Raw genomic sequence first — 23,855 nt, forward strand, 5'->3', positions numbered from 1 at the left:
CCAGGACGGTGGCGCACATGGCGGCGGTGGCCAGGGCGATGGAGGTGCGGGTGCGATTCATGGCGGCAAGTCTATCCCTTCGGCAGCCCGCAGTCAGGTTTACGCCAGGTACAGCGCTAGCGCCGCCCGCCAGTTGGTAGGGGAGAACCCGGTGGCCTTGATCTTGTCCAGCGCCAGGGTGGACTCCGCGGGGCGCGGCGCCTCGGGCCCGGCCAGCTCGCGGTACTGCTCGGTGGTCACGGGGTGAACGCTCGCCGGGTCCCCGCCCGCCGCCACGAACGCGGCCATGGCAATCTCGTCGCGGCCCGCGGTGTCGCCGTCGGAGGTGAGGTTGTACACCCCGTACGGCGCCCGCTCTGGGCCCGCGGCCAGCAGGTGGGCGATGCCCTTGGCCAGGTCCTCGGCCCAGGTGGGGCGCCCGCGCTGGTCCATGATCACGTTGGCCTGCTTGCCCGCCCGCGCGAGCCCCGCCATCGTGGCCACGAAGTTGGCGCCGTGGCCGAAGACCCAGCTCGTGCGCACCACGTAGTGCCTCCGCGCGGTCTGCGCCGCGGTGTCGCCCGCGGCCTTGGACGCCCCGTAGGCGCTCAGCGGGCTCGGCACCTCGTCCTCGGTGTGCACGTCGCGGGTGCCGTCGAAGATGTAGTCCGAGGAGACGTGCACCAGCGTCAGGTCGTGCTCGTTGCAGAGCCGCGCGAGCGCCGCTGGGGCCTCGGCGTTCGCGGCCCACGCGCCCGCCCGGTCCGCTTCGGCGCCGTTGACGTCGTTGTACGCGGCGCAGTTCACCACGGCCCAGTACCGCGAGCCGTCCACCCCGGCGAGCGCAGCGTGGTCGGTGATGTCCAGCTCGGCGCGGGTGCGAAACTCCGCCTCCCGCTCACCCCACACCGCGCGCAGCGCCGTGCCGAGCTGCCCGCCGGCGCCGGTCACGAGGATTTTGCGGGGTGGTACCAAGGGGGCGTCGACAAGCAGCGGATGCTCCTTGTCGGCCGCTGAAAGCTCGGTGGGCGCAAGCGGCCACTGGATCTCGCGGTAGGAGCAAAACGCGTACTCCCCGCCCGGCCGGTAGCGCTGATTGACCAGGTAGATGTAGGCGGTGTTGTCCTCCAGCGCCTGGAAGCCGTTGGCCACCCCGCGCGGCACGAACACCGCCGTGCCCGGGGCGATCTCGGTGCCGAACTTTTCGCCGAAGGTCGCCGATCCCTCGCGCATGTCCACCCACGCGCCGTACACCCTGCCGGTGGCCACCGAGACCCACTTGTCCCACGGCTCGGCATGCATGCCGCGCGTGGTGCCGGCCTTGGCGTTGAAGCTCACGTTCTGCTGCCTCGGCACCAGCGCCTGCCCCGCCCAATTCTCCTTGAACCAGCCGCGGTTGTCCTCGTGCACCGCCAGCTCGTGCACGGTGAGGCCTTCGATGGGGGTTTGCATGCCTGCCAAGCTACTGCCCGGATTGGGCATATTGCTTTTCGACGCCATCTTTCACCCCCTCCCACCACCGCACGTGCTCCCGGTACCAGGCCACCGTCTGCGCGAGGCCCTCGCGCAGGTCGGTGTAGCGCGGCCGCCACCCCAGCTCGCGCCGCAGCTTGGAGGCGTCCATGGCGTAGCGCAGGTCGTGCCCCGGCCGGTCCGCCACGTGCTCGTACGTGCCGCCCGTGAGCTCGCAAATCAGCTCCACCACCTCCTTGTTGCTCACCGCCGCCTGGTCCGCGCCGATGTTGTACGTCTCGCCCGGCGTGCCGTGCTCCAGGATGGCGAGCACCGCCGAGTTGTGGTCGTCCACGTGGATCCAGTCCCGCACCTGCGCACCCGAGCCGTACAGCTTGGCGGGGCGGCCGGTGAGGATGTTGGTGATCTGGCGCGGGATGAACTTCTCCACGTGCTGGTAGGGGCCGTAATTGTTGGAGCAGTTGGAGATGGTGGCGTTGATGCCGAACGAGCGCACCCACGCCCGCACCAGGTGGTCCGAGCCGGCCTTGGTTGCCGAGTAGGGCGATGAGGGGTTGTAGGGCGTCGACTCGGTGAACCGCTCGTCTGTGCCCAGCGGAAGATCGCCGAACACCTCGTCGGTGGAGATGTGGTGCAACCGGGCGCCGTGCGCGCGCACCGCCTCGAGCAGTGCGTACGTGCCCACCACGTTGGTGTGGACGAAGGCGCCCGGGTCTCGCAGTGAGTTGTCGTTATGCGACTCGGCGGCGAAGTGCACCACCGTGTCCGCCGACGCCACCAGGCGGTCCATCAGCTCGGCGTCGGCGATGTCCCCGCGCACGAACTCCACCCGGCCCTGTTTTGGGCCCTGTTCTCGGCCATGTTCTAGGCCCTGTTCTAGGCCCGCGAGGTTGGCGCGGTTGCCCGCGTAGGTGAGTTTGTCCACCACCACGATGCGATCGTCGGTGTGCGCAAGCGCCATGCGCACGAAGTTCGAGCCGATGAACCCGGCACCGCCCGTCACCAGCATTTCTCCCATGCCCAGCCACTGTACCCGGTGCTTCAAACAGGCATATTGGCCCAAACAGGCATATTCGCGGGCGGCTTCACGGGCGTCAAACAGGCATATCCGCAGGTCAGATTTTGCGGGGCGCCAATATGCCTGTTTGGAATATGCCTGTTTGCGGCGCGTGCCCCCAGATATGCCTATTTGCGCGGCTCGGCCGCCGGGCTCGCCGGCGCCGCCGGGTCTCCAGCGGGGTCACGGGAAGCGCGGCGCAGACCCACCGCGTGCACCAGCGCGCCGGCGACGGGGCCTAAGTAGAGGGCCACGACCACGTTGGCCACCACGCCCCACGGGCCGACGAAGAGGATGGTGAAGGCCACGGCCGAGGCCGCGATCCACCCGGCCACGTACCAGCCGTGGCGCTCCATGGCGAGCACGGCCACGCCCGTGACCATCAGCGTGCCCATGAAGGCGGAGGCGAAGGTGAGCAGGCCCAGGGTCAGGCCGCCCACGTAGAGCTCGGGGCGGAAGGCGGCGCGCAGGATCCAGGGGCCCACCAGCCAGGCCGCGGCGAACCCCACCGCGCCAAGGCCCAGCACCGCGCCGACCGGGGCCGCCAGTGCGCGGTAGATGTGCGCGCGCTGCCGCACAAACCGCACCACCAGGGCCGATTGGAAACGCTGCAGCGGCACCAGCACGGGAGCGCGGGTGAGCATGATGGCGTTGCTGATCGCGCCGACCAGCACCGAGGCCGCGGCGTCCGTGTCCGGCACGGCCGCGGAGATGGCGGTGGGGAAGCCGGTGATCAGGGCGGCGGAGGCGCCGGATGCCACCATCGCGGTGGCCACCCGGCCCATGAAGGCCTCCTTGTCCACGTCGAGGGCCACGCGGATCTTGCCGCGGGCCGCCGGGGAAGCCCCCAAAATCACGAGCCAACTGGCCGCCCCGATCACCGTGATCAGCAAGAAGGCACCCAGGCCCCAGCCCAGCGCCCACGCCACCACCGCCAGGGCGAGGCGCACCCCCGCGTCGAGCGCCACCAGCCCGGCGTACTCGTCCCACAGGTTGGCGCCGCTCAAAATGCCGGCGAGCACCGCCTGGAAGATGTAGCTGACCAGGCCGAACACCAGCAGGCTGGTGGCCAGGCCGGGCGACATTGGCACAAGCGCGCGCATGGCCCACACGCCCAGGCCCACGCCAGCCAGCACCACCAGGGCGGCGGCGCGGGCGGCGAAGCGCCACGGGTTGGCGGAGCCGCGCGCCCCGGTCTCGCGCGACGCTGCCACGGCCCGGGTGGTCTCGTGGGTGATGCCGTCAATGAGCCCGGTGCCCGCGAAGAAGAGCCCCCAGAACGCGATGAAGTACCGCAGCTCCGTCTCCGGGTTCAGCGCCCACCCGGCCACCCACATGAGGATGAAGCCGGCGGCGGCGGAGAACAGGGTCGCGAGGGAGAGGTTCCTCACGGGCACTCCGGCAGGGCGGTGTGGTTGAGCCAGGCATCCCACACCGGGTCGATGTCGCCGTAGGGACGCAGCGCGTTGGCCAGGTCGAACGGCTCCACCACGCCGTAGGAGGAGCGGGCCACGTACGAGCGCACGGCGGCGAAGAAGGCCTCGTCGCCCACCGTGCGGCGCAGCGCGTGGAGGGTGATGGCGCCGCGCTTGTACACGCGGTCATCGAACATGTTGCGCGGGCCCGGGTCCGCGATGGTGAAGTCCTGGGGCGTGAGGGCGCGGTAGTGCGCGCGGACGGAGGCGTCGATAGGCATCTGCCCCGAAAAATCCGCCCACAGCCACTCGGAGTAGCAGGCGAAGCCCTCGTTGAGCCAAATGTCGTTCCACTGCGCGATGCCCAGGGAATTGCCAAACCACTGGTGTGCCAGCTCGTGCGCGATGAGGCGCTCGTTGCCGCTCGTGTGGTTGCGCCCGAAGATGCTGGCGCCGGCGGCCTCGAGCGGGATTTCGAGGGTGTCCTCGTGCACCACCACCTGGTAATCCTCAAACGGGTAGGGGCCGAAGACGCCCTCGAAGTAGTCCAGCATCCGCTGCTGCAGGGCGAAATCCCCGGGCGCCACTCCGCGGGGCAGCCACCCCACGGTGTTGCGGCCCAGCTGGTGGCGCACGAACTCGCCTACGTTCACCGTGGCCAGGTAGGTGGGGATCGGCCGCGCGGTGGAGGTGGCGATGACCTGGTAGGGCTGGTCCGGGCGCAGCCGGATGGAGTAGGTGGCCTTCTCGTCCGGGGTGTCGTCGCAGGGGAACCAGGTGGGCGCCCCGTTGGGCTGGTTGGCCGTGAGCGCGCCGTTGGTCAGCTCCTCCCACCCGAGGTGGCCCCACGCGGTGCGGCGCGGCCGGGGGTTGCCCTGGTAGCGGATGGCCAGGCGGAACTCCGTGTCCACCGGCACCGGCTCGGCGAACGAGATGCGCAGCTTGTTGCCGGATTGGCGGAACCGCTTCACCGCGGCCGAGGCAGTGGCCACGCTGCGTACCCGCATCGTGTCGGCCAGGTCCAGCGTCAGGTGGTCCAGGTCGCGCCAGGTGGTTAGCGTCAGCGTGGCCGTGCCCTCGAGCCGGTTGGGCACAATCTTGTAGAAGAGGTCCAGGTCGTAGTGCGTGACGTGGAAGCCGAGGTTGAAGTCCACCCCGGTGTACGAGTCGCGGTGGCCTGGGATTGGCGTGGTTCGCAGCCTGAGATTGCTCATAATTGCCTGCCAGTCTAGTGCCCCCTCAGCGCGGGGCTATTGCTTGTCGACGCCCCCGGTTGCGTCGACAAGCAACGGCCCCGAACTACATGCCGAACGCGGGAGCGATGGTGGTGAACCAGGACTTCTGCAGGTCATCGCGCCAGTACGGCCAAGAGTGGGTGCCCACGTTGCGGAACTCGTAGGTGGCGGGGATGTTCAGGCCCTCCAGCTTGGCGCGCAGGTCGTGCGAGCACTGGTTGATGGCGCCCTCGATCACGCCGCCCTCAACCTGCAGCTTTGCCGACGCCACCTGCGCAACGCCGTCCGGCGCGCCGAGGCCCAGCAGGTAGCCCACCTGGTCCGGGCGGCCGGCCAGGCCGGTGGCGGTGGAGATGTAAAGCGCGGTGCCGCGGAGGCGCTCGGCGTTGACCAGCGCGTCATTCCAGCGGTTGTACGGGCCGTTCATCGGGCCCCACATGCGCTCCGGCGTAATGGTTGTGAAATCGCTGTTGCCCGCGCGGTTGACCGTCAGGCGCGCGAAGTTGTAGCCCGCCGGGGAGCTGGTGGCGGCGCAGCCGGAGAAGGAGGCCGCGGCGTTGTAGAAGCCGGGGTAGTGCTCCGGCAGCACCAGCGCGGAGGTGCCGGACATGGAGAAGCCCACAATCGCGCGGCGGCTATCGGCTCCCAGGGTCCGCTCGATCGGGCCCGGCAGCTCCTTGGCCAGGAAGGTCTCCCACTTCTGCGGGCCCTGCAGGTAGGCGGTGTTCATCGTGTCATCAAGCCAGTCGGTGTAGTACGAGAACGCGCCCGCCTGCGGGATGACCACGTTGACGCCCTTGCCCGCGAAGAACTCCTTCACCGGCGCCATCTTCAGCCAATCCTGGTTCTGCTCCGCGCCGCCGGCACCGTTGAGCAGGTAGACGGTGGGGGCGCCGGACACGCGCTGGCCCTGCGCGTTGGTGGCCGGGATCACCGCGACGGGGATGTCGCGGCGCATGGACGGCGAGTAGACCTTGTAGGAGAGCACAGTCTTGTGGTCCACCTGCTGGACCCAGTCCTGCGGCTTGGTGGTGCCCGCCACCAGGGACGGGCTGCGCGGCGCGTCCCACGCCTTCACGGTGCCGACGGGGGTCTGCCCCGCAACCTGCGCGGCGGGGATCGCGGCGCCCGCGGACGGGGCGGTGGCCACCGCGCCCAGCGCGCTGAGGGAGACGGCTGCGGCGGCGAGGGTGGCGGTGACGGTGCGCTTCAAGCTCATGCCTCGCTATATTACGGTCACTTTAAGCAACTTGTGCAACAATAGTGCGCAATCCACTACCCCAAAAGGAGCGTTCCCATGAATCCGATCGAGCAGCTGCAGCTTCAGGTCAACGAGGTCCTCGGCCAGGTCATCCACCTCGGTTCCTCCACCTCGTCCACCATCGCGTACGGCCTGGGCCTGTTCTAGAGCCTATTCTGGGGCCTGTTCTAGGGCCTGTTCTCGACCCGAGAACCCAAGTACCCAGCGCAAAAACCGCGGCGGCCACCCGGCCACCGCGGTTTTTGCGTTATTACCTGACTTCCCGCCCCTACTGCTGGAACTTCCCGGGCAGCAGCGCCGGCCCGATCACGCGCTCCCAGGAGACCTTGAGGTCGTCGTGCCACACCGGCCAGGAGTGGGTGCCGGTGGCGCGCTTGTTAAAGGTCACGGGCACGTCGAGCGCCTTGAGCTTGGTGTGCAGGTCGTGCGTGCAGGCGTTCATCGCCGCCTCGATCGCGCCGCCCTCCACCTGCAGGGTCAGTGCCTGGGCCAGCGCCTCGGAGGACGTCAGCTCCTTGGCCTTCTTTAGCTCGCCGATCATGTCGGTGCTGCTGGGCAGGCCGGTGCCGGCGGAGATATAGAGCTTGGTCTGCGTGCCGCGCAGCTTCTCCGCCATCACCAGCGCGTCGTTGTAGCGGTTGTACTCGGAACCGCGCGCGCCCCACAGGTCAGCGGGGGAGAGGTTGCCGCGCCCGGCGGAGCCGCGGTTGACGGTCAGGCCCACAAAGAAGGACGGCAGCGCGGTGGAGGTTGCGGCGCAGCCCGAGAAAGAACCCACGGCGGCGTACTGGTCCGGGTTGTGCTCCGCCAGGAGCAGTGCCGAGGTGGCGGACATGGAGAAGCCGGACACGGCGCGCGTGCCGTTCGCGTTCAGGAACGGCTCGATGGAGTTGGGCAGCTCGGAGCCGAGGAAGGTGGACCACTTCTGCTTGCCGTGCAGGTACGTGTTCGGCTGCGGGTCACTGAGCCAGTCCACGTAGTAGGAGAACGCGCCCTCCATCGGGATCACCACGTTCACCGGCTCGTCCTGGAACGTGTCGCGCACCTGCTCAAACGCCTGGGTGAGCCAGTCGGTGTCCTGCTCGGATCCGCCCGCGCCGTTGAGTAGGTAGTAGGTGGGTGCGCCGGTGAGCAAGGTGCCGTCCGGGTTGGTCGCGCGGATCACCGCCACCGGGATGTTTCGGCCCATCGAGTCGGAGTACACCTGGTACGCCTTGCCGCCCTTGATCAGCCCGATGTTGTGGAACCAGGCCTGGGGGTTGCCCTTGTAGTTGACGGGCGCGGCCGTAAGTTCGCTCACCTTCTCCGGCGTGGCTGTGCTGCCGGCCAGGTTCTCCCCGGCCACCGCGGGCATGTTGTCCACCTCGGCGCCCTCGGCGTCCGGCCCCAGCAGCTCCTCCACGGCGTTTGCCAGGCCGGCCTTGTCCCCGTCCGGGACGGAGCCGCCAACCGGGTCAACGCCTTCGGGGCTTTCGCTTGGCCAGGCGCTCCGCCACGGTGATGGCACCCTCGTTGTTAAAACCCATGCGGTTCAAGATGGCCTTGTCCGCGGGGAGGCGGAACAGGCGGGGGGCGGGGTTGCCGGGGCTCGGAGATCCGCACCAGACACCGCCATACGTATGAATATTTTTTTTTTTTCAAGCAGAAGACGGCATACGAGATAGGAGTCCGTCTCGTGGGCTCGGCGCGGTGGCGCTGGGGATCTTCTCCGGCTCCTCCGCTGGCACCGCTGGCGCCGCTGGCACCACGGCCTCGGTTTCCAGGTTGGCGGGTCGCACCGGCGCCACCTGGGTGGCCAGCGCCTGGGGCTGCTCGTCGGAGGCGGTGCGCACGCCCGGAACGGCGGCGACGGCGAGGGCTACTGCGGCGGCGGTGGCCGCAGCTGCGGCGGATGCAGCGGGGCGGGAAAACTTCATCGGTGTGGCTTTCTAGGCTTCAAGGCAGGGGTGTGTGCGTTCGCTCCATATATATTGCCAGATATCCCCGGCATTACCCGGCCGAGACCTCACGCCGATGCGGGGCGGCACGTATCCTTGAGATCGTGAGTAACGAACATTTTGACGTTGTTGTCCTCGGCGCGGGCCCCGGTGGCTACGTTGCCGCTATCCGCGCAGCTCAGCTGGGCAAGAAGGTTGCCGTAGTTGAGAAGAAGTACTGGGGCGGTGTCTGCCTCAACGTGGGCTGCATCCCGTCCAAGTCCCTGATCAAGAACGCCGAGGTGGCGTCGATCTTCAAGCACGACGCGAAGACCTTCGGCATCAAGGGCGACGTGGAATTCGATTACACCGATGCCCACAAGCGCTCCCGCAAGGTCTCCGAGAAGATCGTGGGCGGCGTGCACTACCTGATGAAGAAAAACAAGATCACCGAGATCAACGGTCTCGGCTCGTTCAAGGACGCCTCCACCATCGAGATCACCGAGGGCGACGACAAGGGCAAGGTCATCACCTTCGACGACTGCATCATCGCCACCGGCTCCGTGGTCCGCACCCTGCCGGGCATCGAGCTGTCCGACAACGTGGTGTCCTACGAGGAGCAGATCCTCAACCCCGAGGCCCCGGAGAAGATGGTCATCGTCGGCGCCGGCGCCATCGGCATGGAGTTCGCCTACGTGCTGTCCAACTACGGCGTGGACGTCACCGTGGTCGAGTACATGGACCGCGTCCTGCCGAACGAGGACAAGGACGTGTCCAAGGAAATTGCCAAGGCGTACAAGAAGCTGGGCGTGAAGCTGCTCACCGGCCACGCCACGACCGCGGTGCGCGACAACGGCGACTCCGTTGAGGTGGATATTCAGAAGAACGGCACCGAGGACACCCAGACCCTGACGGTGGACCGCGTCATGATCTCCGTCGGCTTCGCCCCGCGCACCGAGGGCTACGGCCTGGAGAACACCGGCGTGGAGCTTACCGACCGCGGCGCCATCGCCATCGACGAGCGCATGCGCACCAACGTCGAGCACATCTACGCCATCGGCGACGTGACCGCGAAGCTCCAGCTCGCCCACGTGGCCGAGGCGCAGGGCATCATCGCCGCGGAGACCATCGCCGATGCGGAGACCCTCGAGATCGAGGATTACATGATGACGCCGCGCGCCACCTTCTGTAACCCGCAGGTGGCCTCCATGGGCTACACCGAGGAGCAGGCGAAGGAGAAGTGGCCGGACCGCGAGATCAAGGTGGCCACCTTCCCGTTCACCGCCAACGGCAAGGCCGTGGGCCTGGCTGAGACCGCCGGCTTTGCCAAGCTGGTGGCGGACGCCGAGTTCGGCGAGATCCTTGGTGCGCACCTGGTGGGCGCCAACGTCTCCGAGCTGCTGCCGGAGGTCACCCTGGCCCAGCGCTTCGACCTCACCGCAGGCGAGATCGCGCGCAACATCCACATCCACCCGACGCTGTCGGAGGCGCTCAAGGAGATCGCCCACGGCATCGAGGGCCACATGATCAACCTGTAAGCAGCGGGTAGGTGAAGAACGCCCCGGGCGCTGTCCGGGGCGTTCTTGCTGTTTGCCCGCAGTGCGCGGGCCGACACAGAAGAGAAGCACCGGCCTGGGGTGGCCGGTGCGTGCTCCTAGGTTGTGTCGACAAGTACTAGCTCTCGGTGCCGGAGACAGCCTCCGCGAGGGCGTCGAGGGATTTGGCCAGGAAGTCGTCGTCGAAGTTCTCGCTCATCTTGCGCACCTGGTCGGACTCGATCTCGTCGCGCTCGTAGGTGAGGGCGACGCGGGTGTGGTCCGGATCGACCGGCTCGAGCTCGTAGAGCCACTTTGCGCCGACCTTGACCTCGGCGGTGATGTTCTCCACGTTCTTCCAGCCGATGACGCGACCCTCCTGGAAGGCGAAGACCTCGTTGACGGTCTGGTAATCGCCGTCTTCCTTGGTCATGTTCATGGTGAAGGTGTCGCCCACGGCCTTCAGGCGCTCGCCCTGGTCGACGGACTGCACCATGCCGGAATCATCGGTCTCGGGGTGGCGCTCCGGGTTGGAGAGGATGTCGAAGATCTCCTTCGCGGGGGCGTCGATGACGCGGGACGCGGAGTTGTTCAGGTTGTCATTGTTGTTATCAGCCATGCGTCCGACGATACAGACTTTTTGGAAAGCCCGTGGTTAGGTGCCACTTACCAACCAAAGTTTGACGCTTAAAGGGGTGGCGCACGGTGTGAGTGGCGGAAATCACATGCAGACGCGTTTTTGCGGAAATCCCTAATAGAAGGCACCCTGCCCGCCGCTGCGCGAACGAGCGGGCGCGTGCCGGCAGGCGGGGTGCGCGAACGCTGGCCGGAAAGTAGGTAAGAGACGGGCCCCTTCCTTAAAGTGAAATCGACACTGGAGGTGCCATGACTGTAAAAAACGCAGACCGTGAAGCCATTCGTCACGGAAAAATCACTGAAGCGCCGCTGCGCGAGCGGCCGTCCTTCCCAACTTGGGCCGTCAAGCTGACCATGGCCATCACCGGCCTCATCTTCGGCCTGTTCGTGCTGGGCCACATGGTGGGCAACCTGAAGATCTTTATGCCGCTCAACCACGGCGTCGCGCCGATTGACGAGTACGGCGAGTGGCTGCGCACCATCGGCGAGCCGCTGTTCCCGCGCGAGGGATTCCTCTGGATCGTGCGCATCGTGCTGCTCGCCTGCCTGGCGCTGCACATCTGGGGTGCCTTCACCCTCCGCGCCCGCTCCGCGCGCTCCCGCGGCAAGTTCAAGCGCACCAACCTGATGGGCGGCTGGCAGTCCACCGCCACCCGCGCGATGCTCGCCACCGGCGTGATCCTGCTGCTGTTCATCATCTTCCACCTGCTCGACCTCACCTTCGGCGAGGTTGTGGCCTCCGACGAGTTCGTCCACGGCGCCGTCCGCGACAACCTGCTGGCCACCTTCGCCCCCGAGCGCTGGTTTGTCACCCTGTTCTACGTCCTGGCCATGGTGGCGCTGGCTCTGCACCTCACCCACGGTATCTACCTGGCGGTTTCTGACCTCGGCTGGCTCGGTGAGCGCGGCCGTGGCTGGATGGTGCTGCTGGCCTACGTCCTGCCATTCATCGTCGTCGTCGGCAACATCGTGATGCCGATCGCCATCGCCCTCGGCTGGGTTCCGGAATTCTCTCGGTAAAGGCTGACTAGGACTACCCGTTAGGACTACACGGAGAAAATTATGACTACCTCTATCAACGCGAACGCCGGTTCCGCCGGCGCCGCGCAGCAGGGTGCCCAGCAAACCAAGGGTGCCGACGTCAACGCCGGCTTCCGCCAGCCGGCATCCGCCGTGCCCGGCGTCACCCCGGGCGAGATCCTGGAGAGCAACGAGCCGGACCGCACCAAGGTCCGCATGCGCGACATGTGGGAGTACCAGAAGGACCACATGAACCTGGTCTCCCCGCTGAACCGCCGCAAGTTCACCGTGCTGGTTGTTGGCACCGGCCTGTCCGGCGGCGCCGCCGCGGCCGCGCTCGGCGAGCTGGGCTACAAGGTGCAGGTGTTCACCTACCACGACGCCCCGCGCCGCGCCCACTCCATCGCGGCCCAGGGCGGCGTGAACTCCGCCCGCGGCAAGAAGGTGGACAACGACGGCGCGTACCGCCACACCAAGGACACCGTCAAGGGCGGCGACTACCGCTGCCGCGAGTCCGACTGCTGGCGTCTGGCCGTCGAGTCCGTGCGCGTGATCGACCACATGAACGCCATCGGCGCCCCCTTCGCCCGCGAGTACGGCGGCACCCTGGCCACCCGCTCCTTCGGTGGCGTGCAGGTCTCCCGCACCTACTACACCCGCGGCCAAACGGGCCAGCAGCTGCAACTGTCCACCGCGTCCGCGCTGCAGCGCCAGATCCACCTGGGCAACGTGGAGATCTTCACCCACAACGACCTGATGGACCTCATTGTCACCGAAGAGGACGGGAAGAAGGCGTGCCGCGGCATTGTCACCCGCAACCTCATCACCGGTGAGATCACCCCGTTCACCGGCCACGCCGTCATCCTCGCCACCGGCGGGTACGGCAACGTGTACCACAAGACCACGCTGGCCAAGAACTCCAACGCCTCCGCGATGATGCGCGCCTACGAGCGCGGCGCGTACCTGGCTTCCCCGTGCTTCGTACAGTTCCACCCGACCGGCCTGCCGGTCAACGCGAAGTGGCAGGCGAAGACCACCCTGATGTCCGAGAGCTTGCGTAACGACGGCCGCATTTGGACGCCCAAGGAGAAGGGCGACGACCGCGACCCGAAGGACATTCCGGAGGAGGAGCGCGACTACTTCCTGGAGCGCCGCTACCCGGCCTTCGGCAACCTGGTGCCGCGCGACGTGGCGTCCCGCGCCATCTCCCAGCAGCTCAACGCCGGCTACGGCGTGGGCCCGCTGCACAACTCGGCGTACCTCGACTTCACCGACGCCATCGAGCGCCTGGGCGAGGACACGATCCGCGAGCGCTACTCCAACCTCTTCGAGATGTACGAGGACTCCACCGGCGCCAACCCGTACCACGAGCCGATGCGCATCGCGCCGACCGTCCACTTCACCATGGGCGGCCTGTGGACGGACTTCAACGAGATGACGTCCATCGACGGCCTCTTCGCCGCCGGCGAGTGCTCCTGGACCTACCACGGCGCGAACCGCCTGGGCGCGAACTCCCTGCTGTCCGCGTCCGTGGACGGCTGGTTCACCCTCCCGTTCACCGTGCCGAACTACCTCGCCGACCACCTTGGCGAGGAGGTCCTCCCGCTGGAGGCGCCGGAGGTTGCCGAGGCAATCACCCGCACCCAGGACCACATCGAGCGTCTCATGCGCATCGAGGCTGTGGAGCCGCACGGCCCGGAGTACTTCCACGAGCAGCTCGGCGCCATCCTCTACGAGCACTGCGGCGTGTCCCGCACCGTGGAGGGCCTGGAAGAGGGCATCCGCAAGATCCGCGCCCTGCGCGAGGACTTCTGGCGTAACCTCCACATCCCGGGCAACCCGAACGACATGAACCAGACCCTCGAGGCCGCGCTGCGCCTGGTTGACTACATCAACCTGGGCGAGCTGATGTGCGTGGACGCGCTGGACCGCGATGAGTCCTGCGGCGCCCACTACCGCATGGACCACCTTACCGAGGACGGCGAGGCCGAGCGCGACGACGAGAACTGGTGCTTCGTGTCGGCTTGGGAGCCGGCCGGTGACGGCCAGTTCATCCGCCACGCAGAACCCCTGCACTTCGATTCGATCCCGCTGATGGCAAGGAACTACAAGTAATGAAACTGACACTTGAGATCTGGCGTCAGGCCGGACCCGATACTGACGGACACTTCGAGACCGTCCAGGTCGACGACGCCGTGGAGCAGATGTCGATCTTGGAGCTGCTCGACCACGTCAACGCGACCTACGTTGAGGCGGGCAAGGAGCCCTTCACCTTCGCGCACGACTGCCGCGAGGGCATCTGCGGCACCTGCGGCCTGACCGTGAACGGCCGCCCGCACGGCGCCGGCCAGAACACCACGGCCTGCCTGCAGCGCCTGTTCAACTACAAGGACGGCGACACGCTGAAAATCGAGCCGTTCCGCTCCGGTGCGTTCCCGGTGATCAAGGACCTCGCGGTTGACCGCTCGGCCCTCGACCGCGTTATGCAGCAGGGCGGCTACATCTCCGTGGCCGCCGGCACCGCCCCGGACGCCGACACTCTGGCCGTGAACCACCACGACGCCGAGCTGGCGCTCGACTACGCGGCTTGCATCGGCTGCGGCGCATGCGTGGCCGCCTGCCCGAACGGTGCGGCGCACCTGTTCACCGGCGCGAAGCTGAAGCACCTCAAGCTGCTGCCCCTGGGCAAGCAGGAGCGTGCCCGTCGCGCCCGCAAGATGGTCGACGAGCTGGAGACCAACTTCGGCCACTGCTCGCTGTACGGCGAGTGCGCGGACGTGTGCCCGGCCGGCATCCCGCTGGATGCGGTCGGCGCCATCAACGCGGAGCGCGCTCGCGCTGCTTTCCGCGGTGGTGACGACTAAGAGCTCGTACCGTATAGTTTCGAAGTAATACCTCTCAAGGAAACGTAAGGAACACACCATGGCTTCCCAAGATGCGGTAGCGGACATCCGGTCGGAGTCCTTCCCGGGCTACCAGACCAAGCTCGAAGATTCATACATTGAGGGCTACGACCCGGTCTCCCTGGGCTCGCCGCACTCCTCCCTGACGCAGTACTCCACTTGGGTGGCCATGGGCCTGATCCTCGCGTCCCTCTTCGGCTTCGGCATCATGGTTTGGGGTATCGGTGCCCACTTCTACGGCTGGGGCGCCCAGTCCGAGGACTACTCCAACGCCCTGATGATGCTCGGCGCCATCGAGATGGCGGTCACGCTTGCGCTCGGCTTCCTGCTGATCTCGCGCGGCCGCAAGGGGTACAAGGAGTACCGCCGCACCACCGGCCGCCGGAACTAAAGGATCTAAGGCGCGGTACAGATCCGCGGCCTCGACCCGCGGCATTCACCCGCGGCACCCATCCCCGGCTCCCACTGCGGAGCCGGGGATTTTCCGTGTGTGGGTGAGCTGCTTTAATCGCTTGTATGGCTAACCAGATGCCGCTCATGCCGTCGCCCTCCAATGAGTCCGAACGGCGGAAAGTCCTGCGTAACCACAAGATCTTCGTCACCAGCCTGCTCGGCGTCATGGCGGTGATCTTCCTCGCCCGCTCCTGGTGGCAGTCGGGCGGGCATGCTCCGGCGTGGGTGGGCTACGTGCGCGCCGCGGCGGAGGCCGGCATGGTCGGTGGTTTAGCGGACTGGTTCGCCGTCACCGCCTTGTTTAAATACCCCATGGGCATCCCCATCCCGCACACCGCCATCATCCCCAACAAGAAGGACCAGGTGGCGGATGCGCTCAGCGAGTTCGTCAGCGAGAACTTCCTCAACGCCCGCACCATCACCGACAAGGTCATGCAGGCCCAGATCCCGGAGCGCGCGGGACGGTGGTTGTCCAAGCCCGAGAACGCGCAGCGGGTCAGCGCCGAGGCCGGCACGTTCACGGCCCGCATGGTTGAGGGCATCGACCCGGCCGAGGCAGAGGCCTTCATCAACACCTACGTGGTGGACAAGGTCGCGGAGCCGATCTGGGGCCCGCCGCTGGGCCGCATGCTCGAGGGCTTCATCGCAGACGGCAAGGTCGAGCCCGTCGTGGATGATGTGGTCGGGTGGGGCAAAAAGCGCCTGCGCACCATGGAATCCAGCATCATCACCATGATCGACGAGCGCATGCCGCGCTGGGCCCCGCAGTTCGCCCGGGACTTGGTGGGGGAGCGCGTCTACCGGGAGCTGGTCAACTTTATGGATGACGTGGATTCCACCCCCAACCACGAGGCCCGCCTGGCCATCCGGCGGCAGATCTACCAGTTCTCCCAGGACCTGCAGTTTGACGGCGAGATGATCACCCGGGTGGAGGAGCTCAAGGCGGACATCATGGGTTCGAGCGCGGTCAGCTCCGCCGCTTCCGGTATGTGGGAGCAGCTCTCGCGCTCGCTTGTCGACGCAAGTTTGAACGCGGACTCCAGTTTGCGTCGAAAAGCAACAAGCTCCGTGCTGGAGATCGGCCGAAAGCTCGCGGAGGACCCCGAGACCCGGGCGGCGGCTGAGCGTCGGCTGGAGCGGGTCACGCACTTCGCCGCGGAGAACGGTGCTGGGCAGATCGTGGGCATCATCGCGGAGACCATCCAGCGGTGGGACGGCGAGGAAGCGGCGGACAAGATCGAGCTGATGGTGGGCAAAGACCTGCAGTTCATCCGCCTCAACGGCACGATTGTCGGTGCGCTGGCCGGGCTCCTTATTTACACTGTGTCGCAGATCCTGTTCTTTTAGCCACGAAAGGGCCGCAAACCATGACCGAGAACAACACTCCCAACGACCACGTCACTGAAAACACCACGAACACCGCCGAGGAGGGCGCGCAGCGCTCCGGTGAGGTGCGCGACAACCTCCGCGAGGCGGGCGACGCGCTGCTGGCCGCCGGCTCCGCGCTGGGTGCGGCGCTGGGCAAGTTCGCCGAGGGCGTGCCGGAGCGTTTTAAGAGCGCAACCGACTCCGCGCGAGAGACCCTCAACTCCGCGAACACCGAGGGCGAGGTGCGCTCCTGGGCCGCCAACGTGACCAACGAGGCGGAGAAGGCGTTCAACAGCTTCCGCGAGCGTGACGTGAAGTTCACCGAGGACGCGAAGGCGACGCTGCGTTCCTCTGTGGCGGACGTGCGCGCAAACTTCAACGAGCGCCTGGACAAGCTGGACAAGAACTCCCAGGGCGAGGGCGGCGTGATCGATGATCTCCGCGGCCGCTTCGATTCCCTGGTGAACCGCCTGCAGGACCAGTTCGCCGGCGAGGACACCAAGGGCACCGAGAACGCCAAGGGCAGCGAGAACGCCAAGGGCGGCGAGGTCATCGACGGCGAGATCGTGGAGTAAGCTCGCCGTATGGATTCCACGGCCGTTGAGCAGATCTCACTGATCATGAGCGCCCCGCTGTATGTGGAGCGGGCGCTCTACGTGCTGGCGGGAATCGCTGGCGCGGTGGGGGCGGTGCTTGCGGCCGTGACCCGCCCGGACGCGTTCGATGCGGCCGGGCGCCAATCAAAGTCCGCGTGGGTAGCCATCCTCGCGGTTTCGGCGCTCGCGTTGCTGCTGCGCTTGCCGTTCATTGCGTGGTTCGCCGCGGTTGCGGTGGGCATCTACTACTTCGACGTGCGCCCGCAGATCAACAACCTGCTGCGGGGCAACTACTAGGAGCGCTGGCCGCTACCGGGCTGAAACTGCGCTGAATCCGGGCTGCGCCTCGGCCTGCAGGTTTTGCAGGTTGACGTCGTGGCCCGTCATTTCTAGGTGGAGCCCGCCCGGCACCACCGTCATATCCCGCACCTCAAGGCCGCCCGTGACCTCCTGGCGCAGTCCCTCGGCCATGGCGTCGCTGAGGGAGGCGGAGACGTCGCTGGGCAGGTCGAAGCCGAAGAGCGTGGTGTTGGTGGCCTCGAAGCCGAGCTGCCCGTCGGTTGGGGTGGGCCGCAGCTCGATGCCGGCCACACCGCTGGTGAACGTGAGGGCGAAGGTGCCGCTGTCCGGGTTGGATGTCACGTCCGAGACGGTGATCACGCTGGTAAGGAAGCGGTTGTCCCCCAGCTGCTCGTGGATGCCCTGGTTCAAAACTGCGCGGATGAAGTCGTTCGGCAGCTCCGTATCCAGCTGGAAGTCCCGCGCCACCGGCTCGCCACCGGTGATGCGCACCTTGTCCAGCCGGATGGTGGCGGCGGGGGTGCCGGAGAACTCGTCGCCGTTCACGGACAGCGTTGAGGGCGTCTCCACCGTCATGTGAGGCAGGGAGCCACCGATGAGGCCCAGGGTGACGGGGCTTGAACCGAAGGAGACCTTTGGGTCCGCGGCCGCCGCGGCCCCGGGCTGTTGCTCAAAGCCGGAGGTGATCTGGTGGGCCAGGAAGGTACGAATGCCGGCCTCCGCGATGAGGAGCAGGACGAGCAGCGTCGCCAACACTCCGATGATCCATTTCCACGCCGTTTTCATGCGGCCTAGTGTACGGGCGCTCTAGTGTGCGGGCGGCGCCACGGCCGCCCAATCGACAGTGAGCGTGTTGTCCCGCAGCCGGCGGCGCGCCGGGGCGAGGGGCCAGCCCTTTTGTACCAGCTCGGCGTGGGCGTGGCGCCAGCGCACGCGCGGGCCGTGGGGCGCCCACCCGGCCGCGTTGGCCCAGGCGGCGTCGGCGTCGGCGAGCAGGGCGTGGATCGGCTCGCCGGGCACGTTGCGGTGGATCAGCGCCTTGGGCAGGCGCTCGGCGACGTCGCCAGGCGATGCCACATCGTGCGGATCCCAGGAAAGGGTGAGGCTGACGGGGCCGCCGGCGTCGAGCAGCACCCACGCCGCGCGCCGGCCCAGCTCGTCGCAGGTGCCCTCGATGAACAGTCCGCCGGGGGCGAGGCGCGACGTCACGGCGTCCCACACCTCGGGCACCTCGGCGGCGTCGTACTGGCGCAGCACGTTGAAGGCGCGCACGAGGTGGGGGTTGTAGCCGGCCAGCTCGAAGCCGCCGAGTTCGAAGCGGACCCCGTCGCGGGCGGGCAGCACGCGCGCGGGGTCGATCTCCAGGCCCACCACCTCAACGCGGGGGTTGAGCTGGCGCAGCCACCGCGCCCACTCCACGGTGGTGGTGAAGGAGGCGCCGTAGCCCACGTCCACGGCCAGCGGTGCTTCCACTGAGCGCATCAGTTCGGCCACGCGGGGGTGGTAGCGGGTCCAGCGGTCGGAGCGCCGCAGCCGGTTGTAGCCGGTGGTGCCGCGGGTGATTACCCCGTACGGCTTGCCCGGCCCCTGCGTAGAGCGCAGGTTGTGGTGGTGTTTAGAGATTGTCCGAGATCCACTGCTCGGTGAGCTTGGCCTCGTTCTCGGAGATCTCCTCCAGCGCGTCGGCCACCTTCGGCTCCAGGGCGGCGCCCATGAAGGGGATGTCCACCTTGACCTCATTGTCGTACGCCAGGGTGGTGGTGTCGCCCTCGCCGGTCATGGTGATCTCGCCGGAGAAGTCCACCGGGGTGCCCTTCACGTCGCCGGTGAAGGTGTGGGTGGCGCGCTCGCCGTCGAGCTCGCCGATGTTCACCACGCGCTTGAGCTTGAGGTCCTGCGAGACCATGGCTTGGGCGGCGGCCGGCAGGATGGACGTGGGCAGCACCTCGAAGAGGACGGCCTGGTTGCCGGTGAACTCGTTGAGCGAACCGGCCTCAGGCGAGAGGTGCTCGGCCACGTACTCCCAGTACTCCCTCGAGGCGTAGGCCTGCGCGACCTTCTGCGCGGGGTGGTTGATGGTAACGGTCGTTTCGCTACGTGCAGTCATGCCCAACAGACTACCGTGGCGTAGGTGCTCAACTCATCTTTCGCTTCCCTAACCACGCTGCGTGTTGGCGGCACTCCGTCGCAGGTGGTGGCCTGCGGCACGGCCGATGCGCTCGCGCGCACCGTGGCCTCCCTCGATGCGGCGGACGCACCCCTTCTGGTGGTGGGGGGAGGTTCGAACCTTCTGGTGGCGGACGGTGAGCTCGACCTCGCGGCGGTGCTCGTGCGCAACGGGGGCATATCGCTTGTCGACGCATCCAGCTCCCGCCCCCTCCTCCGCGTCGGCGCCGGCACCGAGTGGGACGCCGTGGTGGCCTACGCCGTGGAGCGCGGGCTCGGCGGCATCGAGGCCCTCTCCGGTATCCCCGGCTCCGCGGGCGCCACCCCGGTGCAGAACGTGGGCGCCTACGGCTCCGAGATCGCCGACGTGCTCGAGCGCGTGCGCCTGTACAACCGCGAGACCGGCGAGGACGAGTGGGTCCCCGCGTCCTCCCTGGACCTGGCGTACCGCTACTCCAACCTGAAGTTCACCTCTCGGGCGGTGGTGCTGGAGATCGAGCTGCGACTCGAGCGCACGGAGCTGTCGATCCCGCTGCGCCACCTAGGCGGCGAGCGGGTGCCGCTAGCGCAGGCGCGCGAGTCGGTGCTCGAGACGCGCCGGGCGAAGGGCATGGTGCTTGATAGCGAGGACCGCGACACGTGGTCCGCCGGATCCTTCTTCACCAACCCGGTAGTGCCCACGGCCTTGGCGGACGAGATCGAGGCGAAGGTGGGCGAGCCCGGCATGCCCCGCTACGCCGCCGCAGATGGCATGGAGAAGCTGTCGGCGGCGTGGCTGATTGAGCGCGCCGGGTTCGAGCGCGGCTTCCCCGGGGAGGGGGCGCCGGCGCGCCTTTCAACCAAGCACACCCTGGCACTGACCAACCGGGGCGCCGCTACCGCCGACGACGTTGTGGCGTTGGCGCGGCGGGTGCAGGGGGGCGTCGAAAAGCAATTCGGCGTGGAACTGCGCCCCGAGCCCGTGTGGGTCGGGCTCTAGGGAGCGCCGAAGGTCCTTACGCCTCGGCCAGGCGGGCGAGCAGGTCGTCGCGCACCTCGCGGCGGCGGATCTTGCCCATCGGGTCGCGCGCCAACTCCTCGAAGTGGTAGAACGTGCGCGGCACCTTGTAGCGGGTGAGGTTCTCGCGCGCGTACTCCTTCAGGCCCTCGGGGTCAAGCGCGGCGCCGTCCTCCAGCACGATGCAGGCCACCACGTCCTCCGAGCCGTCGGAGCGGGGCCGACCAACCACCGCCACGTCCTTCACGTCGCGGTGGCGGCGCATCACCTCCTCCACCTCGGCCGGGTACACGTTGAACCCGCCGGTGATGATGAGCTCCTTGATGCGCGAGACCAGACGGATGAAGCCGTCCTCCTCCATCACGCCCATGTCGCCGGTGCGGAACCAGCCGTTGTGGAACGCGGCCTCGGTAGCCTCCGGGTTGTTGAAGTAGCCCTGGAACACCTGCGGCCCGCGGGCGAGGATCTCCCCGGCCTCGCCAAAGGGCATATCCTCGTCCAGGTTCTCCTTGTTGGCGATGCGGATCTCGGTGTCCGGGAAGGGGATGCCGATGTAGCCGGGGCGGCGGTCCGCGGAGCGCGGGTTGCCGACGAGGATCGGGCCGGTCTCGGTCAGGCCGTAGCCCTCCACTAGGTGGCCGCCGGTGAGGGACTCCCAGTCCTCGATCACGGTCGCCGGCAGCGAGGACGCCCCGGAGAAGCCGATGTTCACCTCGGAGAGGTCGATGTTCTTCTCCTTGGCGGTGGTGACGATGCGCTCGAACACGGTGGGCACACCGGGGACGAAGGATGGCGGGGTCTTCTTCAACGTGTCCATCACCAGGTCCATCTTCGGCGCCGGCAGCAGCACCAGCTCGGAGCCGATGAGCATCATCAGCGTGAGCGAGAAGGTCAGGCCGTAGGCGTGGAAGAACGGCAGGGTGGCGAGCATGCGCTGGCCCGGTTCCTGCAGCTCCTTCACCCAGGCGCGGCCCTGGAGCGGGTTGGCCAAGAGGTTGTTGTGGGTGAGCACGGCGCCCTTCGGCGCGCCCGTGGTGCCGGAGGTGTAGAGGATCAGGGCGGGGGAGTCCGGGGTGACGGTGTCGGGGGTGACCACGTCATCGCCCTCGCCGCCGATGGCGGAGCTGGTCAGCGCCTCCCACGGGACGGTGTTGGAGGACGGGCCGGTGAGCGAGGCGCGGGCCTCGCGCAGCTTGCCGAAGGGGATGCGCAGCGCGAGCTGCTGCAGGTGCGGCATGGCGCGTGTCATGTCCACGGCCACCACCGTCTCCAGCGGGGTGTCGGTGCGCAGCTGCTCCAGCGTGTCGGCGGACTTGTCCCACACGATGGCGATGCGGGCGCCGTGGTCGCGGAACTGTGGGCGCAGCTCGTTGGCGGTGTAGAGCGGGTTGTGCTCGACCACTACGCCGCCGAGCATTTGCACGGCGTAGTAGGCGGCCACGTGCTGGGGGCAATTCGGCAACATGATGGCAACGCGGTCGCCCGGGCGCACGCCGAAGGCCTTCAGCCCGGCGGCGGCGCGGCGCACCTCGCGGTCGAGCTCGGAGTAGGTCTGCACCCGGCCGAAGAAGCGGGTGGCTGGCTTGTCGGCGTTTTTCACCAGGTTGGCGTCATAAAGCTGCGGAAGCGTCTGCCCGCCGTACTCCAGGGAGTGGGCGGTCCACTCGGGGTAGTACTCCAGCCAGGGCTTTTCTTTGTTGCTGTGCATGTCGATTGGGGACGATGTCATGGCGCCCACACTACGCCAAACCTACGGTTGCGTAAGAAGGCCCAGCAGGGTGTCGCGAACCTCGCGCCGGCGGATCTTTCCCGTCTGGTCCCGGTTGAGCTGATCAAAGTGGTAGAAGTCTCGCGGTACCTTGTACCTAGTCAGGCGCTCGCGCGCGTATTCCTTGAGGCCAACTGGGTTCAGCTCCGCGCCGTGCACCAGGGTGATGCAGGCAACCACGTCCTCCGAACCGTCCGGGCGAGGCCGGCCCACCACGGCGATGTCCTCGATGTCCGGGTGCTCCCGCAGCACGCCCTCCACCTCGTCCGGGTAGACGTTGAAGCCGCCGGTGATGATCATCTCCTTGATGCGCGAGACCAGCCTGATCCAACCGTCCGGCTCCATCACGGCCATATCACCGGTGCGGAACCAGCCGTTGTGAAAGGCGCGCTGGTTGGCTTCCTCATTGTTCAGGTAGCCGGCAAACACCTGGGGCCCGCGGGCCACCAGCTCGCCGGGCTCGCCGTCCGGCATCGTCTCATCGGGGTTATCCGGGTTGGCAATGCGGATCTCCGTGTTGGGGAGGGGCAGGCCCACGTAGCCCGGGCGGCGCCCGCCGTCGAGGGGGTTGCCGGTGAGCAGCGGGGCGGTCTCGGTCAGCCCGTAGCCCTCGATGAGGCGGCCACCGGTCACCCGCTCCCACTTCTCTAAGAGTGGCGCCGGCAGGGTGGACGCGCCGGAGAACGAGGTGTGGATGGAGGTAAGGTCTGCCCCGGTTTCAATCGCCCAGTCCGCGATCTTGGCATACAGCGTGGGCACGCCGGGCAGTAGTGTGGGCCGCGTCTTCAAGATTGCCTTCTGGTAGATCTTCGGTTCCGGGGCGGGCACCAGCACCATCTGGGCCGCGGTGGTCAGTGGCAGGACGTAGTTCAAGGTCACGCCGTAGATGTGAAACTGCGGGAGGATTGCCAGCACCCTCTCCTCCACCGCGCCCCAATCCTCAAGCCACTCCAGGCCGGCGCGGATCACCGCGATGATGTTGCGGTGGGTCAAAGGTGCGCCTTTCGGGGCCCCTGAGGTGCCGGAGGTGTAGAGGATGAACGCGGTGTGCTCCTGCGTGACTAGTGGGAACGCGGTTTGGCGGGAGTGGTCTGCGCTGGCGAGGAATTTTTCCCAGGCAACCGCCTCCGGGCCGGGCGTGCCACTGAGCTTTTCGCGCTGCTTGCGGGTCTGGGGAAGCGGCATGGCAAGGGCTGCGCGCAGGTGCCAGGGCATCGCCTCGATCAGATTCACTGCAACCACGGTTTCCAGGCTCGTGCGGTGGGCGAGTGAGATGAAGGTGTCCGCGGAGCGGTCGAAGACGATGGCCACTCGTGCTCCGTGGTCCAAAAACTGCGGCTCGAGTTCCGCGGCGGTGTACAGGGGGTTGTGCTCCACCACGGTGGCCCCAAGCCGCAGGATGGCGGTGATGGCGATGATGTGCTGCGGGCAGTTTGGCAGGGCTACCGCGACCCGGTCGCCCTCTCCCACCCCCAGCTTGGCCAGCGCGGCTGCGCATCGGCTGACCTGCGCGTTCAGCTGCGCGTAGGTGAGGGCTTTGCCCATGAACCAGGTGGCCGGGCGGTGTGGCTGGGTGGCCACGGATTGGTTGAAGAGGCTGACGATGGTGTCGCTGCCCACGTTCGGCGCCGGGTTGGTCCACGGCGCGTACTGCCCGAGCCAGGCTTTCTGCTCAGATGCTCCCACGAGTCGGCTCCTTGCTCCCTTGGGGTGCTCCCATGAAGTGGTTTTGAGGGACGAAGCAAAACTATAACCTACGCAACCGTAGGTTTGGCAA

At 67.5% G+C, this 23,855-nt stretch carries 21 protein-coding genes and 1 pseudogene; 9 read left to right on the top strand and 13 right to left on the bottom strand.

Going from position 1 to position 23,855, the window contains the following annotated elements:
• Positions 1 to 99: 99 nt before the first annotated feature.
• The 7 genes and pseudogenes from BN4252_RS08100 to BN4252_RS08130 all read right to left on the bottom strand — a co-directional run.
• Positions 100 to 1,431: a sugar nucleotide-binding protein gene (locus tag BN4252_RS08100; protein WP_066528829.1), complete on the bottom strand. Its 1,332-nt coding sequence runs from the start codon at positions 1,429 to 1,431 to the stop codon at positions 100 to 102.
• Positions 1,432 to 1,441: 10 nt separating this feature from the next.
• On the bottom strand, positions 1,442 to 2,470 hold the full coding sequence (rfbB, locus tag BN4252_RS08105) for a dTDP-glucose 4,6-dehydratase (RefSeq protein ID WP_066528833.1): 1,029 nt from the start codon (positions 2,468 to 2,470) through the stop codon (positions 1,442 to 1,444).
• 167 nt (positions 2,471 to 2,637) lie between these two features.
• A complete protein-coding gene (locus tag BN4252_RS08110; RefSeq protein ID WP_066529345.1) occupies positions 2,638 to 3,900 on the bottom strand; it encodes a hypothetical protein in 1,263 nt (420 codons plus the stop codon).
• The gene (locus BN4252_RS08115; RefSeq protein ID WP_066528837.1) at positions 3,897 to 5,138 is read right to left on the bottom strand and encodes a M1 family metallopeptidase; all 1,242 of its coding nucleotides are present in this window, start codon (positions 5,136 to 5,138) and stop codon (positions 3,897 to 3,899) included. Before BN4252_RS08115 ends, BN4252_RS08110 begins: the two co-directional genes overlap by 4 nt.
• Positions 5,139 to 5,223: 85 nt before the next feature.
• Positions 5,224 to 6,378 carry an alpha/beta hydrolase gene (locus tag BN4252_RS08120; protein WP_187370936.1) on the bottom strand — a complete coding sequence of 385 codons (1,155 nt, stop codon included), beginning with the start codon at positions 6,376 to 6,378 and terminating at the stop codon, positions 5,224 to 5,226.
• A 310-nt stretch (positions 6,379 to 6,688) separates the two neighbouring features.
• Entirely contained in the window at positions 6,689 to 7,927 is a 1,239-nt protein-coding gene (locus BN4252_RS08125; RefSeq protein ID WP_230208611.1) for an alpha/beta hydrolase, read from the bottom strand.
• A pseudogene (locus BN4252_RS08130) lies at positions 7,887 to 8,012 on the bottom strand (quinone-dependent dihydroorotate dehydrogenase); the annotation flags it as partial. The pseudogene BN4252_RS08130 and the gene BN4252_RS08125, both read right to left, overlap by 41 nt.
• A 449-nt stretch (positions 8,013 to 8,461) precedes the next feature.
• On the opposite strand from BN4252_RS08130, the gene lpdA reads away from it, so the two are divergent.
• The gene (gene lpdA / locus BN4252_RS08135) at positions 8,462 to 9,874 is read left to right on the top strand and encodes a dihydrolipoyl dehydrogenase (protein WP_066528842.1); all 1,413 of its coding nucleotides are present in this window, start codon (positions 8,462 to 8,464) and stop codon (positions 9,872 to 9,874) included.
• Between the two features lie 136 nt (positions 9,875 to 10,010).
• Here lpdA and BN4252_RS08140 read toward each other — a convergent pair whose 3' ends face one another.
• Positions 10,011 to 10,490: an SRPBCC family protein gene (locus tag BN4252_RS08140; RefSeq protein WP_066528843.1), complete on the bottom strand. Its 480-nt coding sequence runs from the start codon at positions 10,488 to 10,490 to the stop codon at positions 10,011 to 10,013.
• Between the two features lie 266 nt (positions 10,491 to 10,756).
• On the opposite strand from BN4252_RS08140, the gene BN4252_RS08145 reads away from it, so the two are divergent.
• From BN4252_RS08145 to BN4252_RS08175, 7 genes are all read left to right on the top strand, one after another.
• The gene (locus tag BN4252_RS08145) at positions 10,757 to 11,527 is read left to right on the top strand and encodes a succinate dehydrogenase cytochrome b subunit (protein ID WP_066528850.1); all 771 of its coding nucleotides are present in this window, start codon (positions 10,757 to 10,759) and stop codon (positions 11,525 to 11,527) included.
• A 42-nt stretch (positions 11,528 to 11,569) separates the two neighbouring features.
• Positions 11,570 to 13,642, top strand: a complete 2,073-nt coding sequence (locus BN4252_RS08150; protein ID WP_230208612.1) for a fumarate reductase/succinate dehydrogenase flavoprotein subunit — start codon at positions 11,570 to 11,572, stop codon at positions 13,640 to 13,642.
• Complete coding sequence (locus BN4252_RS08155) at positions 13,642 to 14,391, top strand: succinate dehydrogenase/fumarate reductase iron-sulfur subunit (protein ID WP_066528854.1); 750 nt, start codon at positions 13,642 to 13,644, stop codon at positions 14,389 to 14,391. The genes BN4252_RS08150 and BN4252_RS08155 overlap by 1 nt, the downstream gene beginning before the upstream one ends.
• A gap of 58 nt (positions 14,392 to 14,449) precedes the next feature.
• On the top strand, positions 14,450 to 14,821 hold the full coding sequence (locus BN4252_RS08160; protein ID WP_066528857.1) for a hypothetical protein: 372 nt from the start codon (positions 14,450 to 14,452) through the stop codon (positions 14,819 to 14,821).
• Between the two features lie 125 nt (positions 14,822 to 14,946).
• Positions 14,947 to 16,230 carry a DUF445 domain-containing protein gene (locus tag BN4252_RS08165; protein WP_078056840.1) on the top strand — a complete coding sequence of 428 codons (1,284 nt, stop codon included), beginning with the start codon at positions 14,947 to 14,949 and terminating at the stop codon, positions 16,228 to 16,230.
• A gap of 20 nt (positions 16,231 to 16,250) precedes the next feature.
• On the top strand, positions 16,251 to 16,826 hold the full coding sequence (locus BN4252_RS08170; RefSeq protein ID WP_066528865.1) for a CGLAU_01105 family protein: 576 nt from the start codon (positions 16,251 to 16,253) through the stop codon (positions 16,824 to 16,826).
• A 9-nt stretch (positions 16,827 to 16,835) separates the two neighbouring features.
• Complete coding sequence (locus tag BN4252_RS08175) at positions 16,836 to 17,144, top strand: DUF2516 family protein (protein WP_078056841.1); 309 nt, start codon at positions 16,836 to 16,838, stop codon at positions 17,142 to 17,144.
• A 12-nt stretch (positions 17,145 to 17,156) separates the two neighbouring features.
• On the opposite strand, the gene BN4252_RS08180 is transcribed toward BN4252_RS08175, so the two are convergent.
• The 3 genes from BN4252_RS08180 to BN4252_RS08190 are packed head-to-tail and all read right to left on the bottom strand — an operon-like array spanning position 17,157 to position 19,254.
• Positions 17,157 to 17,933: an LmeA family phospholipid-binding protein gene (locus BN4252_RS08180; RefSeq protein ID WP_078056842.1), complete on the bottom strand. Its 777-nt coding sequence runs from the start codon at positions 17,931 to 17,933 to the stop codon at positions 17,157 to 17,159.
• 21 nt (positions 17,934 to 17,954) lie between these two features.
• Complete coding sequence (locus BN4252_RS08185; RefSeq protein WP_066529368.1) at positions 17,955 to 18,770, bottom strand: class I SAM-dependent methyltransferase; 816 nt, start codon at positions 18,768 to 18,770, stop codon at positions 17,955 to 17,957.
• Positions 18,763 to 19,254, bottom strand: coding sequence for a DUF2505 domain-containing protein (locus BN4252_RS08190; protein WP_066528872.1), 492 nt, complete (start codon positions 19,252 to 19,254; stop codon positions 18,763 to 18,765). The genes BN4252_RS08185 and BN4252_RS08190 overlap by 8 nt, the downstream gene beginning before the upstream one ends.
• A gap of 24 nt (positions 19,255 to 19,278) precedes the next feature.
• Between BN4252_RS08190 and BN4252_RS08195 the strand changes: the two genes are divergently transcribed.
• A complete protein-coding gene (locus BN4252_RS08195) occupies positions 19,279 to 20,292 on the top strand; it encodes a UDP-N-acetylmuramate dehydrogenase (protein WP_066528874.1) in 1,014 nt (337 codons plus the stop codon).
• A 16-nt stretch (positions 20,293 to 20,308) separates the two neighbouring features.
• Here BN4252_RS08195 and BN4252_RS08200 read toward each other — a convergent pair whose 3' ends face one another.
• Positions 20,309 to 22,018 carry a long-chain-fatty-acid--CoA ligase gene (locus BN4252_RS08200; protein WP_066529371.1) on the bottom strand — a complete coding sequence of 570 codons (1,710 nt, stop codon included), beginning with the start codon at positions 22,016 to 22,018 and terminating at the stop codon, positions 20,309 to 20,311.
• A 42-nt stretch (positions 22,019 to 22,060) separates the two neighbouring features.
• Positions 22,061 to 23,764, bottom strand: coding sequence for a long-chain-fatty-acid--CoA ligase (locus BN4252_RS08205; protein ID WP_066528877.1), 1,704 nt, complete (start codon positions 23,762 to 23,764; stop codon positions 22,061 to 22,063).
• Positions 23,765 to 23,855: the final 91 nt, after the last annotated feature.

It is taken from the genome of Corynebacterium bouchesdurhonense (assembly GCF_900078305.2).
Lineage (GTDB): Bacteria > Actinomycetota > Actinomycetes > Mycobacteriales > Mycobacteriaceae > Corynebacterium > Corynebacterium bouchesdurhonense.

What these genes read in the sequence shown, in the direction of transcription:
- BN4252_RS08115 (WP_066528837.1), bottom strand. Translation starts at nt 5,138, where the DNA reads ATGAGCAATCTCAGGCTGCGAACCACGCCAATCCCAGGCCACCGCGAC.
- BN4252_RS08200 (WP_066529371.1), bottom strand. Translation starts at nt 22,018, where the DNA reads ATGCACAGCAACAAAGAAAAGCCCTGGCTGGAGTACTACCCCGAGTGG.
- BN4252_RS08150 (WP_230208612.1), top strand. Translation starts at nt 11,570, where the DNA reads ATGACTACCTCTATCAACGCGAACGCCGGTTCCGCCGGCGCCGCGCAG.
- BN4252_RS08175 (WP_078056841.1), top strand. Translation starts at nt 16,836, where the DNA reads ATGGATTCCACGGCCGTTGAGCAGATCTCACTGATCATGAGCGCCCCG.
- BN4252_RS08170 (WP_066528865.1), top strand. Translation starts at nt 16,251, where the DNA reads ATGACCGAGAACAACACTCCCAACGACCACGTCACTGAAAACACCACG.
- BN4252_RS08190 (WP_066528872.1), bottom strand. Translation starts at nt 19,254, where the DNA reads ATGACTGCACGTAGCGAAACGACCGTTACCATCAACCACCCCGCGCAG.
- BN4252_RS08155 (WP_066528854.1), top strand. Translation starts at nt 13,642, where the DNA reads ATGAAACTGACACTTGAGATCTGGCGTCAGGCCGGACCCGATACTGAC.
- BN4252_RS08165 (WP_078056840.1), top strand. Translation starts at nt 14,947, where the DNA reads ATGGCTAACCAGATGCCGCTCATGCCGTCGCCCTCCAATGAGTCCGAA.
- BN4252_RS08145 (WP_066528850.1), top strand. Translation starts at nt 10,757, where the DNA reads ATGACTGTAAAAAACGCAGACCGTGAAGCCATTCGTCACGGAAAAATC.
- BN4252_RS08140 (WP_066528843.1), bottom strand. Translation starts at nt 10,490, where the DNA reads ATGGCTGATAACAACAATGACAACCTGAACAACTCCGCGTCCCGCGTC.
- BN4252_RS08160 (WP_066528857.1), top strand. Translation starts at nt 14,450, where the DNA reads ATGGCTTCCCAAGATGCGGTAGCGGACATCCGGTCGGAGTCCTTCCCG.
- BN4252_RS08180 (WP_078056842.1), bottom strand. Translation starts at nt 17,933, where the DNA reads ATGAAAACGGCGTGGAAATGGATCATCGGAGTGTTGGCGACGCTGCTC.
- BN4252_RS08100 (WP_066528829.1), bottom strand. Translation starts at nt 1,431, where the DNA reads ATGCAAACCCCCATCGAAGGCCTCACCGTGCACGAGCTGGCGGTGCAC.
- BN4252_RS08120 (WP_187370936.1), bottom strand. Translation starts at nt 6,378, where the DNA reads ATGAGCTTGAAGCGCACCGTCACCGCCACCCTCGCCGCCGCAGCCGTC.
- rfbB (WP_066528833.1), bottom strand. Translation starts at nt 2,470, where the DNA reads ATGGGAGAAATGCTGGTGACGGGCGGTGCCGGGTTCATCGGCTCGAAC.